The sequence below is a fragment of the Krasilnikovia sp. M28-CT-15 genome, assembly GCF_047159595.1.
Lineage (GTDB): Bacteria > Actinomycetota > Actinomycetes > Mycobacteriales > Micromonosporaceae > Actinoplanes.
Genome location: NZ_BAAGAK010000001.1, coordinates 5972799 through 5987053, shown reverse-complemented (window position 1 = coordinate 5987053; position 14255 = coordinate 5972799). Strand labels below are relative to the sequence as shown.

The window sequence follows — 14255 nt, the reverse complement described above, 5'->3', positions numbered from 1 at the left end:
ATTGTCCCCCTTTCCTCAGCTGACCGGCCGGGGGGCCGATCAGGTGACAGCGGTTCTCACAGCCGACAGGAGGAGGAGCATGCCGACGCGTGTGGCGGCCGCCCTCTTCGGCGTGTGGATGGCGGCGCAGGGCGCGGCCTTCTGGCTGCTACCGGCATGGCAGGATCCGATCCGGCTGGCCGCCGGCTTCGCGACCGTGGTCGCGGTCCTGTTCGGGATGCGGCGGCGCCGTCCCGCCCGGACCGGGCCCTGGCAGCTGCTCGCCCTCGCGGTGGCGCTGTCCGCGGTCGGCAAGACCGTGCACGACGTGCCCTTGGCCGTGCAGTCGGTGCCGCTTCTCGCCCCGGCCGTGACGTTGGCGCTGCTGGCGGTCTACCCCACGCTGGCGGGCGCGCTGGTGATGTTCGTGCGCTACCGCACCGGCGGCAGCCGGGACCGTGGCGGCCTGATCGACGCGCTGACCGTGACCGCGGGCGCCGCGTTGCTCTCGTGGACCTTCGTCCTGAGCCCGCAACTGCGCGATGCCGACCTGACCTCGACCGCCGACCTGCTTGCGATCGGCTACCCGATCGGTGATCTGCTGCTGCTGGCCGCGCTGACCCGGCTCTGGACGGTGTCCAACCGTCGCGTGCCGGCCGGGTTCGTGCTGGTCGCCGGCGTGTTCGCCATGCTGGTGGTGGATCTCGCGCACAGCGTGCCAGGGCTGGAGCACGTGCTGGCCGCGCTCTCCACGTTCGGCCGTCTGCCGTTGTACGCGGCGATCGGCCTGGCGGCGCTGCACGGCTCGATGCACGCGCTGACCCAGCCGGCCGCGACGCCCCCGGCCGACCTGGACCGCAAGCGGCTGCTGCTGCTGGGCGTGGCGTCGCTGGTGGGTCCCGCGGTGCTGCTGGTGCAGGTCGGGCTGAAGGGCCGTCCGCTCGACCTGTCCGTGGTGGCGGTGCTGTGCGGGCTGACGTTCCTGCTGGTGCTGGCGCGTACCGCCGGGATCATGGGTAGTCAGCGACTGGCCACCGCCCGGGAGCGGGGGCTGCGGGAGGCGTCCGCCGACCTGGTGTCCGCGACCGACGCCGACGAGGTGGCCGACGCGACCCGCCGGGCGGTCGCCCAGCTGCTGCCGGACGTGCCGCACCGGGTGGTGCTGGCGATGGCGGTCGCCGAGCCGGGGGAGTCACTGAGCGCGGAGGCGGCGGCGCAGGCCGCGGAGGACCGGGCCTCCGGTACGTCGGCCCGGCTGCTGCCGACCCGCGACGTGGACTGGGCCGCGGCGGTCCGGCTCAACCAGTACAAGATGGTGCTGCGCTGCCCGCTGGTGCTGCAGGACCGCCCGACCGGGGACCCCCTGGTGGGGGTGCTGCACGTGGGGGGACCCGCGTGGGCGCTGGTGGGCCTGCAACGTTCCCTGGAGGTGCTGGCCACCCAGGTGGCGCTCGCCATGGAGCGGATCGCGCTCAGCGAGGAGGTCATCCGGCGCAACAGCGAGACGTACTTCCGGACGCTGGTGCAGAACACCTCCGACGTGATCTTGATCGTCGACGAGGAGGACCGGGTCCGGTACGCCAGCCCGTCCGCCCGGCCGGTGCTCGGCGGTGACCCGGTGGGGGTGCGGCTGCCGGACATCATCAACCCGGCGGACCGGGACCGGCTGCACGAGGTGCTGGCCGGGGTCCGGTTCGGGCGCGGTCCGGCGCAGGGGATCGACTTCCGGGCGCTGGGGCGCCACGACAGCGAACTGATGCTGGAAATGCACGTCCGCGACCTGCGCGCGGATCAGACCGTGTCCGGTCTGGTCATCACGTTGCGCGACGTCACGGAGCGTCGCCGGCTCGAGCGCGACCTGACCCATCAGGCGTTCCACGACTCGCTGACCGGGTTGGCGAACCGGGTGCTGTTCGCGGACCGGCTGGAGCACGCGCTGGCCCGGGGCACCCGGGACGGCACGCTGGTCGGTGTGCTCTTCATCGACCTGGACGACTTCAAGGTCGTCAACGACACGCTGGGGCATGCGGTCGGCGACCAGTTGCTTGTTGCGGTGGCCCAGCGGATCGGCGGGGCGTTGCGCGCCGACGACACCGCGGCCCGCCTCGGCGGTGACGAGTTCGCCGCGCTCATCGAGAACGTGCAGGACCCGGCCGCGGTCGAGGAGGCCGCCGAACGGATCCTCGCGGCCCTGGCCGAACCGATCCTGGTGGACGGTGAGCCGTTGCAGGCCGTGGCCAGCATCGGCATCACCACCACCCCCGAGGCGGACAACGCCGACGAGCTGCTGCGCCAGGCGGATCTCGCGCTCTACGTGGCGAAGGGCGCCGGCAAGAACCGGTGGCGGCGCTACCAGACCCACCTGCACGGCGCGATGGTGGAGCGCCTGGAGCTGCGGTCCGCGTTGGACCACGCGGTCAACGAGGGGCATTTCCTGTTGCAGTACCAGCCCATCGTGGACCTGAACACCGATGAGGCGGCCGGCTTCGAGGCACTGGTGCGCTGGCACCACCCGGCCCGCGGTGTCATCGCCCCGGACCAGTTCATCGAGGTCGCCGAGGAGAGCGGGCTGATCATCCCGATGGGCCGGTGGGTTCTCGACGAGGCGTTGCACACGGTCGCCCAGTGGCGGCGGGTGCTGCCGCGGGCCCGCCAGCCGTACGTCAGCGTCAACGTCTCCGTGCGTCAGTTCCGCCAGAAGGGCTTCGTGGACCAGGTGCGGGCGTCGCTGGACTACGCGGGGGTGCCGCCGCAGGCGCTCATGCTGGAGATCACCGAGACCCTGTTGATGCGCGACGACGAGGAGATCTGGGCCGATCTGGCGGTGCTGCAGGACCTCGGGGTGCGCATTGCCATCGACGATTTCGGTACGGGCTACTCCTCACTGGGTTACCTGCGTCAGCGGCCGATCGACGTACTCAAGATCGACAAGACGTTCATCGACGACATGGTCGGCAGCGAGCAGCAGCTGGCCCTGGTCTCCGGCATCGTCAGCCTGGCGCAGACGCTGAACCTGACCGTGGTGGCCGAGGGCATCGAGGACGCCAGCCACCGGGACATCCTGCAGCGGCTGGGCTGCCCGCTGGGCCAGGGCTACTACTTCTCCAGCCCGGTCGGCCCCACCGAGGCGCTGAGCTGGCTCACCGACAGCCGCGCCGTCGCCGCCTGACCGGACATCCCAGCCAGCGACGGATGGATCAGCGCGGCGCCGCCGGGGAGTCCTTCGGCGCGACCCGGCCCGCGAGGGCACGGTCGGCCACCATGGGCAGCACGTTCGCCAGCACGATGGCCGCGCGGTAGCGGGCGGGTACGACGATGCGGCGCCGGGGGCGGCGTACCGCACCGGCCACCGCGTCCGCCACCACCTCCGGACCCGGCAGTCCCTTGCGGCCCTCGTTGAGCGGGGTGGCGATGTAGCCCGGTTCGACCAGGGTCACGCCGATCCCCGTGCCGGCCAGTTCGCGGCGCACGGAATCGGTCAGGCCGCGCAGGGCGAACTTGGTCGCCGAGTACGTGCCGCTGAGCCCGATCTCGCCCGCGACCGATCCGATGTTGACGATGGCGCCGCCGCCCTGGGCCCGCATGCGCGGCACGACCGCCCGCATCAGCCGGAGCGGGCCGAGCAGATTGACCTCGACCATGGCGGTGACGGTCGGGTCGTCGGTGAGGATCGACGCGCCCCCGCCCAGGCCCGCGTTGTTGACCACCGCGTCGATCCGGCCGGTGATCGCGGCCGCCTGCTCGGCCAGGGCGTCGAGAGCCTCCGGCTGGCGGACGTCCGTGGGCACGACGACCGCGGTGCCACCCGCGGCCTCCACCGCGGCGGCCGTCTCGGACAATTCCGTCGCGCGGCGGGCGGCCAGCACGACGGTCCAGCCGTCCTTTCCGAATCGGATCGCGGTGGCGCGGCCGATGCCGCTCGACGCCCCCGTGACGATTACGACCGGCATGCCCGACCCCTTTCGTGAATAGCGGCGCCCCCGGTCCCGGCGGCGCCGCTATTCCGGCGTTTGCACCAATCTATCGCCGGTTGCGGTACGCCTCCACGACGCTGCCCGGGATGCGCCCGCGATCGGAGACCTCGTACCCGTTGCCGGCGGCCCACTCACGGATCGCCTGATTCTGGTCGCGGCTCGCCCGGCCGGTGGTGGTGGCGGCACCACGCCGACCGGCGGCCCGCGACTCGTTACCGCTGCGCCCCACGCGGGTGGCGGCACCCAGGAACGGGTCCAGCGCCTTGCGCAGCTTCCCCGCGTTCTTTTCCGACAGGTCGATGGTGTAGTTGACACCGTCCAGCCCGAATTCGACCGTCCGGTCCGCTTCGCCGCCGTCGAGATCGTCCGTGAGAAGGGTGATTACCTGCTTGGCCATGATGTGGTCGCTCCCGAACCGGTGTCATTGGGTAACCGCAATCCGCGCCCCGCACCGCCACGGAGAAACCCGCGACGTGCCGGGAAAACCCGGACCATGCCGGGCCGCGGACCGCCTCCCACGAATTTGTGCTCGTGCCATTCTGTCCGCCCGTTCGCGACAATGCAAATTGTCGCTTCCGCATGTCTTGTTTCTTACTTCGGTGGACCCGGGGCGGGTGCGGATCGGCAGGTGGGGAAGGATGGCAAAGGGCCTGTTCACGTCGCGGTGCCCGCCGGGCACTCACTCCGGAGGATCAGCGCCCACGCCATCCGGGGGAGGCCGTGACCGGCGGCCGGCAACCCCGGAATGTGGCTCCGGTCCTGCCGTCTGACGCGGTGGCGGACAGGGTCATCCGATCGGCCTGAGGCTGGTCATCCCCTGTGGTCGGACGGGCCGCGAGGTCTCTCCAGCGCCGACGTGGGTCCATGGTGGCGCGACATCTGTCGTTCATCTTCGTCAAACATCCCGGGTGTATTTACTAATGACACTCCCGTGTACTCTCGCCCGCATGTCTGATGACATCCGCCAATGCATTCTCCGCAGGGCTCGCGGACGCCTGGCGAGCGATGGCGCCCCGGGACTCTCGCCCGACGCCCTGGCCGACGAGCTGTCGCTGACGGCCAGCGAGGTGCGTGAGCATTTCCGGACGAGGGACGACCTGTTGACCGCGCTGATTGTCGACGCGTACAACGCGTCCGGGGCGGCGATGGAGGAGGCGGACACGGCCGCCGGAAAAGCGGGCCTGGAGCCCGGGGCGCGTCTGCTTGCCGTGGCCCGTGCACTGCGCGGCTGGGCGGCGGCCAACCTGACCGAGTTCTCGTTGATCTACGGCTCCCCGGTGCCCGGCTACGACGCCCCGCCGGAGACCGTGCCGCCGGCCTCGCGTACCCCCGCGGTCCTGGCCCGGATCGTGCACGACGCCCTGGTGGCCGGTGCCCTGCGGCCCCCGTCGCGCACGCTGCTGGCCGCGCCCCTGATCCGCGACGAGGCGGTCGCCGTCTTCGGCCAGCTGCCCCCGGCGCCGTACTCGGAACTGCTCGAACGCGGCATCGTCCTGTGGAGCGGCCTGATCGGGCTGCTGAGCTTCAACGTGCTCAGCCGCACCCACGACAGCGTGCGGGACCAGGCGGCGTTCTTCGACTTCGGGGTGGCGGTGGCGGCCGAGGCCGTCGGCCTCGACGTTCCGCTGCCGGGCTGACCCCGGTGCTCGTCCAGGCGCGCTGATGAATCTCATCCGTACGCTCGGCTTCGCGATCTCCGCGCTGTCGTCCTATGTGGCGTTCGGCTTCAAGATCGGGCAGTTCCGCCGGTCCCGCGCGGACCTCGCCTACCGCAGCCTGATCCTGGTGCTGGCGTTGCAGTGCCTGACGTTCACCATGGGTGTCGTCGCGCTGAGCACCGACCGGCTGTTCGGCGTCGGCAACCTGGCGATCCTGCTGATGCATCTGTTCGCCGTGGCGTACTGCGTCAGCGCGGAGGTGCTGATGCTGCTGTGGACCTCCTCGCTCGCTGATGCGCGGCGCCGGGTGGCCAGGTGGGCGGCGTACGGAGTCGCCGTGGAGGTCATCCTGGTGGCCCTGTTCGTGGTCGCCCGGATCGACCAGGCGGCGGCCACCGAGCTGAACACCGGCAGCGGCCGCCCGCTGATCGTCGCCTACCTGTTGACCTTCATGCTGTCCCAGGCGCTGCCCTGCTTCACCATCGTGCGGCAGTGCGTGCCGTTCTCCCGGCTGGCCGAAGCGGGCTGGCTGCGACGGGCGCTGCGCGTGCTGGCGGCGGCCGCCCTGCTGCTGCTCGGCTACTGCCTGGCCCGGGTGGCGAACATCCTGCTCAGCACCGGCGGCGTCGACGTCGGGGCGTGGGCCGTGGCGCCCGCCGTGCTCAGCGCATTCGGCATCGTCACGCTCAACGTCGGGCTGACCATGCAGTCCTGGGGGCCCCGAATCGACGACCTGCGGCGCTGGCTGCGCGATTACGCGGCCTATCGCGCGTTGTATCCGCTGTGGCACGCGCTCTATCTGGCCTCGCCGGGAATCTCTCTGGAACCGCCCGGCCGGTCGTTGTCCGACCTGCCGTACCGGCTGCACCGCCGGGTCATCGAGATCCGGGACGGGTGGCGGGCGCTGCGACCGTACATGGATGAGCCGGACGGTCTGTCCGGCCCGCGCTCGCCGGAGGCCGACGCGCTCGACGGCCGGCTGCCGGACATCGAGGCGGCGCGCCTGCGCCGCGCGTTGCTGGCCAAGCAGTCCGGGCGGGCACCCGAGCTCGAGGTCGTCGCGGCCGGGCCGCCCGGGCAGCAGGCGGGCACCTTGGATGCCGAGGTGCGCTGGCTGCGCCAGGTTTCACGCACGTTCGTCCGGCTCGGTGCCGGCCGCCCGGACGGGGAGAAGGGGACATGAGTCTGCATCTGGTCATCGGCTACGGACCGGCGGGGGCGGCCACCGCCCGCGCGCTCGCTGACGAGGGCCATCAGGTCCGGGTGGCGAGTCGCACGGCGCGGCCGGCCGAGCCGGGCATCGAGTTCGTCCAGGTGGACGCCGCCGACGCGGGCCGGCTCACCGAGGCGGCCAAGGGCGCCAGTGTGCTCTACCAGTGCGCCGCGCCGCCGTACCCGCGGTGGGCGCAGGACTTCCCGGCGCTGGCCGCCGGGGTGACCGCCGCGGCCGAGGCGAGCGGCGCGGTGCTGGTCCTGCTCAGCAACCTCTACGGGTACGGTCCGGTCGAGCGTCCGATGACCGAGGACCTGCCGTTGGCCGCCACCGGGCGCAAGGGGCGCACCCGGGCACAGCTGTGGCAGGACGCCCTGGGCCTGCACCAGCAGGGCCGCATCCGGGTGGTCGAGGTGCGGGCGTCGGACTTCTTCGGTCCCGGGGTGACCGACGGCGGCCACCTCGCCGGCCGGGCGGTGCCCGCGCTGCTGCGGGGCCGCACCGTCCGGGTGCTCGGCGACCCCGCGATGCCGCACAGCTGGACCTACCTGCCCGACGTGGCCCGCACCCTGATCCGGCTCGGTGGCGCCGAGAGCGCCTGGGGACGGCCGTGGCACGTGCCGAACGTGCCACCACAGACCATCCGGGCCATGGTGACCAAGCTGTCCGAGGCCGCCGGGACCCCGGCCGTCGAGGTACGCCGGATGCCGCCCGCGCTGGTGCGGGTCCTCGGAGCGTTCTCCCCGTTCATCCGGGAGCTGGGCGAGGTCGGGTATCAGTTCGAGCGCCCGTTCATCGTCGACTCGACCGCCTGCACCACACGGTTCGAGCTGACCCCCACACCGCTTCCCGACCAGGTGGAGGCCACGGTGCGGTGGTGGCGGGAGCGCGCGAAGTAGAACGGGTTGCTACGTACGGGGGAGGGCTAGTCGACCATGCCGTCAGACACACGCGTGGCCATTGTGGGGATGGCCTGCCGGTTTCCCGGGGCCGCCGATCTCAACGAGTACTGGCGCCTGTTGCGGGCGCCGAGTCCGCAGTTCACGCCGGTGCCCGCCAGCCGGTGGCGGCACGAGGCGTTCCTCACCGAGGACCCGCGTGACCCGCACGGCGCGTACGCGGACCGGATCGCGACCCTCGCCGACATCGAGCAGTTCGACGCGGGTCACTACCGGGTCCCGCCGTTCCGGGCCCGGGCCATGGATCCGCAGCACCGCCTGCTCATCGACCTGACCCGCGCGGCGCTGCAGGACGCCGGCCTGGAGAGCCGCGGATTCGACCGCACCGACGTCTCGGTGATCATGGGGATGGCCGAGAACGGCTTCCGTGACATCACCGCGACCAACCTGCGCCTGCGCCAGCTGGTCGGCGGGGAGTTCGGGATCGCTCCCTCCGATCCGGACTGGGCCGCGGCGGGCGCGGCGGTCGAACGGCTGCGCGGCACCTCGGTGTCCGGCTCGCTGCTCAGTTTCGGACCGGGCTCGATCAGCTCGATCTTCGACCTGCACGGCGAGAGCTACGCCCTGGACGCGGCGTGCTCCAGCGTCCTGACCGCCGTGTCCAACGGCGTGCAGGCACTGCGGTCCGGGCGTTCCCGGATGGTGGTGGCCGGGGGCGCGCAGCTGCTGCTCACCCCGGATCTCTACATCGGGCTGTCCCGGATCGGCGGGGTGTCCCCCACCGGCACCTGCCGCGCCTTCGACGAACGGGCCGACGGCTTCGTGCCCGCCGAGGCCGCCGGGGTGGTCATCCTGAAACGCCTCGAGGACGCGACGGCCGACGGCGACCGTGTCTACGCGGTGATCCGCGGGATGGGCCTCGGCAACGACGGCTGGGTCCCCGGCGGGCTGACCCCGCAGGCCGCCGGGCAGCTGCTGGCGCTGCGCCGCGCGTACTCGGACGCCGGTGTGCCGGACGGCGACGTCGGCTATCTGGAGGCGCACGGCACGGCCACCGGCATCGGCGATCAGGTGGAGCTGGCGGCGCTGCGCGAGCTGCGGCACGGCCGTGCCGGGCAGGCGTGGCTCGGTGCGGTCAAGGCCGTGGTGGGCCATTCGCTGGCCGCGGCGGGCATCGCGGGGCTGATCAAGACGACGCTGATGCTGCGGTACGGCGTCATCGTGCCGCAGCCGGACTTCCAGCCCGCGTCCCGGCTCGACCTGGCGTCGGCCGGGCTGACGGTGCCGACGGAACTCGTCGCGTGGGACCGGCCACCGTCGGGACCGCGCCGGGCCGGCGTGAGCGCCTTCGGATTCGGCGGCACGAACACGCACCTCGTCCTCGAAGAAGCACCGGCCCGCACACGCCGGTCGGCCTCCCGCCCGCCGGCCGTCGCCGGTGCTGCGGTGCCGGCCGCGTCGCTGCTGGTGTTGACCGGCCGGGACCGGGCGGGCCTGGCCCGGCACGCGGGTGCGGTGGCCGCGGCGATCGGCGCTGACGGGCTCGACCCGGCCACCGTCGCGAACACGCTGGCCCATCGGCACCTGCTCGGCGAGCGGCTCGTCGTCCTGGCCGCCACGTCCGCCGAGGCGGTCGAACGGCTGACCGCCGCCGCGGCCGCGCTCGCGGCCGGGCACGACGGCCGGCTCGCCGCGGGTGTCTACAGCGGCAGCGTGCCCGACACGGCCGACGGCCCGGACGAAACGCTCGACCTGGCCGCCCTGTCCCTCGCCACCGGCGAGGAGCCGCTGCTGAAGCGGATCGCCGAGACGCCGGGCCTGCGGCTGCTGCCCGCGGACACCGAGCTGTGCACGCTGCCGGCCAGCCCGCTGCGCCCCCAGCGGCACTGGCTCGTGAACGACAGCCGACGGCAGGCACCCCGCGACGTCTCCGCCGTGGACATCGCGGCGGCGCCCGACAGCGGTCCGGACGCGGCGGTCGGCGTGCCGGCCGTCCTGGAACGGATCTCGCGCATCAGCGCCCTGCCACCGGACGACCTGCACCGGCACCTGCACCTGAGCGCGGATCTCGGGCTGGATTCGCTGATGCTCACGGACCTGGAGGCCGCGCTGCGCGCCGATCTGCCCGGTGCGGCGGCGCGGATCGACCTGCTCACCCGCGACCTGACGGTCGCCGAGCTGCTGGAGCTGACCGGCGCCCCGGGCCGCCCGGCGGCCGTGCCCGCGCCGCGTACCGGAGACGAGCCGGTCCCGGTGGACTCCCGGGGCGTGGGGCAGTGGCCCGCGGGCACCGCCAGCGTGGAGGTCCTGCCGGAGGTCCACGCCATGGAGCAGCGCCTGCGGCAGCTGGAGCAGCTCGGCCTGCCGAACCCGTACTTCCGGGTGCATCAGGGGGTCATGCGCAACGTCACCACGGTCGCGGGCCGTGAGCTGGTCTCGTTCAGCAGCTACAACTATCTCGGCCTGTCCGGGCATCCGCGGGTCAACGCGGCGGTAGCCGAGGCGGTCGACCGCTACGGGACGTCGGTGTCGGGCAGCCGGCTGCTGTCCGGCGAGCGCCCGCTCACCATCGAGCTGGAGCGGGCCCTGGCGGACCTGCTGCGGACCGAGGACTGCCTGACCCTGGTCAGTGGCCATGCCACGAACGTCAGCGCGATCGGCCACCTGGTCGGCCCGGGGGACCTGATCCTGCACGACGCGCTCGCGCACGACAGCATCCTGCAGGGATGCATGCTGTCCGGGGCGACCCGGCGGCCGTTCGCGCACAACGACGTGGACGAGCTGGAGCACCTGCTGCGGCGTACCCGCTCGCGGTTCCGCCGGGTGCTCGTCGTGGTCGAGGGCCTCTACAGCATGGACGGTGACCTGGCGAATCTGCCCGCACTGATCGACCTGAAGCGGCGCTTCGGGGCGCTGCTGATGGTGGACGAGGCGCACAGCATCGGCACGATCGGTCCGCGGGGTGGCGGCGTCGGCGAGCATTTCGACGTCGACCGCAGCGGCGTGGATCTGTGGATGGGCACGCTGTCCAAGTCGTTCGCCAGCTGTGGCGGCTACCTGGCCGGGTCGGCGCGGACGATCCGGTGGCTGCGCTACACGCTGCCGGGGTTCGTCTACAGTGTCGGCCTGACGCCCGCCAACGCGGCGGCCGCGCTCGCGGCGGTGCGGATCGCGGCCGCCGAACCGGAGCGGCTCGCGGCGCTGCGGCGCAACTCCGCGCTCCTGCTCGAGCTGGCCCGTGCGGCCGGGGTGCACACCGGACCGAGTCACGACAGCCCGATCGTGCCGTGCATCGTCGGTGACTCGAACCGCACCCTGGAACTGGCGACCCGGCTCTTCGAGCGGGGGATCGTGGTCGATCCGATCCTGCACCCGGGGGTGGCCGAGAGCGAGACGCGGCTGCGCTTCTTCGTCACCAGCGACCACACGGAGCAGCAGATCCGTACGACGGTGGCGATCCTCGCCGCCGAGCTGGGCTCCGCCGTCGCGGCGCTCGCCCATTAGCCCAGGATCCGGTTAGCCCAGGATCCGGGCGATCCGGTCGAGCGCGCTGTCCGGGGCGCGTTCGGCCGGGCCGTGGTGCGGCAGGATCCGCTGGGAGAGCAGGTACGCGATCACCTCGGCCTCCTGCTCCTGCACGTCGTCGTACGTGGCCCGCATCAGCATGTCGCGCACGAGGGCCGGGTCGAGGTTGGGGAAGAGCAGGCGGGCGCTCGCGTCGTCCAACAGACCCGATCCACGGTGGCAGCTGATGATGTGGCCGAGCTCGTGCATGATGATGTGCTCCTGGTGCGCCCCGGTGGTGTCCATGTCGTAGAACACGAGGTCTTCGTTGCGGCCGACGACCCACATGCCGCACGGGTCGGAGGCGCGCAGCTTCACCGGCACCAGAACGATCGGACGCTCCCGCAGCTCGCTCACGTGCCGGCAGAGCGCGTCGATATCGGGGTAGGTGGTGAGGCCGAGGTCGACGATGCGCCGCGCGCCGGCCGCACGCAGCCGCATCAGTTGCTCGTGCCGCCCGGCGGTGCTCACCCCTGCTCCCGGGGAGCGGCGGGCTCGTCGGGAATGGCGGGCAGGCCCTGCATCTGCCGGTACTGATCCATGATGGCGGTGATCGCCTGGAGGTTGTCCGCGCGCATCCCGGCCGCGCGCATCGCCACCGCCCGGACGCCCGCGTTGCGCATCGCCTGCAGCGCGGCGAGCTCATCCTGGACGGAATCGGCCACCTCGTCGTCGAAGAAGTAGGCCACCGAGACGCCGAAGAAGCGGGCGAGCGCGGCCAGCAGCTCCGGTGACGGGTTGCTCCGCTTGCCGTTGCGCAGCTGGGAGAGATAGACCGCACCGACCTTGAGGTCGGGCGAGGCGCGTTTGAGTTCGTTGGCTACCTCGACGTTCGTCCACTGCTTGCCCTGCGGGCGGGCGGACGTGAAGAGGTTGTCGAGGCGGCGGGCCAGGCTGGGCCGTGGCGGCTCGGACACGGCTGACCTCCAGATCCCGTGGAATTGCTGCAGCTCAGTTTGCTGCCAGTTAACTCTGAAGCCCCGATCCTAGCCGATGGCTTGGTGGAAGGCGACTCCTGGGCGATTCACCGGGTTTGCATTAGCTGTTGGCTAATCTGGCGGTCATCTGATTAACTGACGGCACACGTCGCTGGTGCGAGGAAAACCTGACGTCCTTCGTCCAACGGGGGGCGACGTGTCTGCCTTCGCGTGGGCAGGTCGGGGCGACGTGCGGCAAGGCCTCGTCAGCCTTGCCGCACGCGCGATCTTCCAGGATCAGGCGCCGGGGATCGCCGGCAGCGGACCGTCCGTCCCATCCGGCGACGCCTCCCCGGCCCGGCGGGGCCAGGGCAGCCGCAGCGCTCCCGGGGCGTGCGCCGGCACCGCGGGACGGTGCGGCTCGACCGGGTCCAGGCGGGCGTACGGCTCGCCCGGCGCCGGGCGCGGATCCGCCTCACCCGCGTTCGGCCACAGCGACAGTGCCCGTTCCGCCAGCGCGGTGATGGTCAGCGACGGGTTCACCCCGAGATTCGCCGGGACCGCGGCACCGTCCACCACGTGCAGGCCCGGGTATCCGTACACCCGGTGGTAGGGGTCGATCACCCCGGTCCGCGGTGACGCCCCGATGGTCGCGCCGCCCAGGATGTGCGCGGTCATCGGGACGTCGAAGATGTCACCGACCGTGCCGCCGGGGTAACCGCCGATCCGGGCCGCCATCCGCCGGACCGCCTCGTGGCCCACCGGGATCCACGTCGGGTTCGCCGGGCCGTGACCGGGGACCGTGGTCAGGCGGCCACGGCGGGTCCGCCGTACCGTCAGCGAATTGTCCACAGTCTGCATGACCAGGGCGATGATGGTCCGCTCGCTCCAGCGCCGCACCGACAGCGAGCGCAGCAGCTGCCCCGGATGGCGCAGGGCCTGGCCCAGGAAGCGCAGCGGGCGTGGCATCCGGCCGCCGCCGTCCACCAGCAGCGTGCTGAGCAGGCCCATGGCGTTGCTGCCGGCGCCGTAGCGGACCGGCTCGATGTGGGTGTCGGCATCCGGGTGGAAGCTCGACGTGATCGCGACGCCCCGGGAGAACGGCTCCTCGGGTACGGCGCTCGTCATCGCCCCGAGCAGCGCCTCCGAGTTGGTCCGGGTCAGCGCACCCAGCCTCGGCGAGACCTCCGGCAGCACTCCGCTGTCGCGCATCGCGTGCAGCAGCCGCTGGGTGCCCAGCGCCCCGGCCGCCAGCACCACCTGGCCGCAGCGGAACGTCTGCCTGCCCGCCTGCACCACCCATCCGTCGGCGACCGGCCGCAGCGCGGTGACGGTGGTGTCCGGGTGGATGGTCGCCCCGCCCCGCTCCGCCAGGTGCAGGTAGTTGAGGTCCAGCCGGTTCTTGGCGCCGTGGCGACAGCCGATCATGCATTCGCCGCATTCCAGGCAGCCCGTACGGTCGGGCCCGGCCCCGCCGAAGAACGGGTCCGGCACGGTCCTGCCCGGCTCGCCGAAGAACACCCCCACCGGGGTACGCCGGTACGTGTCACCGACCCCCATCTCCTCGGCGACCTGCCGTATCACCACATCGGAGGGGGTGGTCGAGGGCTGCTCGGTGACGCCCAGCATCCGCGACGCCTGGTCGTAGTGCGGGTCCAGTTCGCCCGCCCAGTCCGTGATGGCGGCCCACTGCGCGTCGTCGAAGAACGTGCGCGGCGGCCGGTACAGGGTGTTCGCGTACACCAGGGATCCGCCGCCGACGCCTGCCGCGGACAGCACGACGATGTCCTTGAGCAGGGTGATCCGCTGGATGCCGCGCAGGCCCAGCCGGGGCGCCCAGAGGAAGTTGCGCAGGTCCCAGGACGTCTTGGGCAGCGTGGCCGGGGTGTACCGGCGGCCCGCCTCCAGGACGCCGACCCGGTAGCCCTTCTCGGTCAGCCGCAGCGCCGCGACGCTGCCCCCGAAACCGCTGCCCACGACCACGACGTCGTAATCCGGCACGGAAACCTCCTCAACCACCCGGGATGAACGGACGTTAGGTCCGTCGAAAG

Annotated in this window: 10 protein-coding genes; 5 read left to right on the top strand and 5 right to left on the bottom strand. The window is 72.3% G+C overall.

The genetic code is table 11. The features are described 5' to 3' along the window. The first annotated feature begins 79 nt into the window (after positions 1-79). Positions 80-3148: an EAL domain-containing protein gene (locus tag ACMCNO_RS27395; RefSeq protein ID WP_412752329.1), complete on the top strand. Its 3069-nt coding sequence runs from the start codon at positions 80-82 to the stop codon at positions 3146-3148. Between the two features lie 28 nt (positions 3149-3176). On the opposite strand, the gene ACMCNO_RS27390 is transcribed toward ACMCNO_RS27395, so the two are convergent. Both ACMCNO_RS27390 and ACMCNO_RS27385 read right to left on the bottom strand, forming a co-directional pair. After that, positions 3177-3929 carry an SDR family NAD(P)-dependent oxidoreductase gene (locus ACMCNO_RS27390; RefSeq protein ID WP_412752328.1) on the bottom strand — a complete coding sequence of 251 codons (753 nt, stop codon included), beginning with the start codon at positions 3927-3929 and terminating at the stop codon, positions 3177-3179. 70 nt (positions 3930-3999) lie between these two features. Continuing rightward, positions 4000-4350 carry a histone-like nucleoid-structuring protein Lsr2 gene (locus ACMCNO_RS27385; protein WP_412752327.1) on the bottom strand — a complete coding sequence of 117 codons (351 nt, stop codon included), beginning with the start codon at positions 4348-4350 and terminating at the stop codon, positions 4000-4002. 550 nt (positions 4351-4900) lie between these two features. Between ACMCNO_RS27385 and ACMCNO_RS27380 the strand changes: the two genes are divergently transcribed. Genes ACMCNO_RS27380 through ACMCNO_RS27365 form a run of 4 tightly spaced genes read left to right on the top strand, consistent with a single transcriptional unit; the run spans position 4901 to position 11227 of the window. Then, positions 4901-5590 carry a TetR/AcrR family transcriptional regulator gene (locus tag ACMCNO_RS27380; protein ID WP_412752326.1) on the top strand — a complete coding sequence of 230 codons (690 nt, stop codon included), beginning with the start codon at positions 4901-4903 and terminating at the stop codon, positions 5588-5590. Between the two features lie 25 nt (positions 5591-5615). Beyond that, on the top strand, positions 5616-6794 hold the full coding sequence (locus ACMCNO_RS27375) for an MAB_1171c family putative transporter (protein WP_412752325.1): 1179 nt from the start codon (positions 5616-5618) through the stop codon (positions 6792-6794). Then, a complete protein-coding gene (locus tag ACMCNO_RS27370; RefSeq protein WP_412752324.1) occupies positions 6791-7723 on the top strand; it encodes an NAD-dependent epimerase/dehydratase family protein in 933 nt (310 codons plus the stop codon). Before ACMCNO_RS27375 ends, ACMCNO_RS27370 begins: the two co-directional genes overlap by 4 nt. Before the next feature lie 36 nt (positions 7724-7759). After that, on the top strand, positions 7760-11227 hold the full coding sequence (locus ACMCNO_RS27365) for an aminotransferase class I/II-fold pyridoxal phosphate-dependent enzyme (protein WP_412752323.1): 3468 nt from the start codon (positions 7760-7762) through the stop codon (positions 11225-11227). Between the two features lie 12 nt (positions 11228-11239). Here ACMCNO_RS27365 and ACMCNO_RS27360 read toward each other — a convergent pair whose 3' ends face one another. From ACMCNO_RS27360 to ACMCNO_RS27350, 3 genes are all read right to left on the bottom strand, one after another. Then, positions 11240-11758, bottom strand: coding sequence for a hypothetical protein (locus ACMCNO_RS27360; protein WP_412752322.1), 519 nt, complete (start codon positions 11756-11758; stop codon positions 11240-11242). Then, positions 11755-12204 carry a helix-turn-helix domain-containing protein gene (locus tag ACMCNO_RS27355; RefSeq protein ID WP_412752321.1) on the bottom strand — a complete coding sequence of 150 codons (450 nt, stop codon included), beginning with the start codon at positions 12202-12204 and terminating at the stop codon, positions 11755-11757. Before ACMCNO_RS27355 ends, ACMCNO_RS27360 begins: the two co-directional genes overlap by 4 nt. Positions 12205-12501: 297 nt before the next feature. Next, entirely contained in the window at positions 12502-14205 is a 1704-nt protein-coding gene (locus ACMCNO_RS27350; protein ID WP_412752320.1) for a GMC oxidoreductase, read from the bottom strand. Positions 14206-14255 lie beyond the last annotated feature (50 nt).

Coding starts and splice junctions, on each gene's coding strand:
- ACMCNO_RS27395 (WP_412752329.1), top strand. CDS start 80: ATGCCGACGCGTGTGGCGGCCGCCCTCTTCGGCGTGTGGATGGCGGCG.
- ACMCNO_RS27390 (WP_412752328.1), bottom strand. CDS start 3,929: ATGCCGGTCGTAATCGTCACGGGGGCGTCGAGCGGCATCGGCCGCGCC.
- ACMCNO_RS27385 (WP_412752327.1), bottom strand. CDS start 4,350: ATGGCCAAGCAGGTAATCACCCTTCTCACGGACGATCTCGACGGCGGC.
- ACMCNO_RS27380 (WP_412752326.1), top strand. CDS start 4,901: ATGTCTGATGACATCCGCCAATGCATTCTCCGCAGGGCTCGCGGACGC.
- ACMCNO_RS27375 (WP_412752325.1), top strand. CDS start 5,616: ATGAATCTCATCCGTACGCTCGGCTTCGCGATCTCCGCGCTGTCGTCC.
- ACMCNO_RS27370 (WP_412752324.1), top strand. CDS start 6,791: ATGAGTCTGCATCTGGTCATCGGCTACGGACCGGCGGGGGCGGCCACC.
- ACMCNO_RS27365 (WP_412752323.1), top strand. CDS start 7,760: ATGCCGTCAGACACACGCGTGGCCATTGTGGGGATGGCCTGCCGGTTT.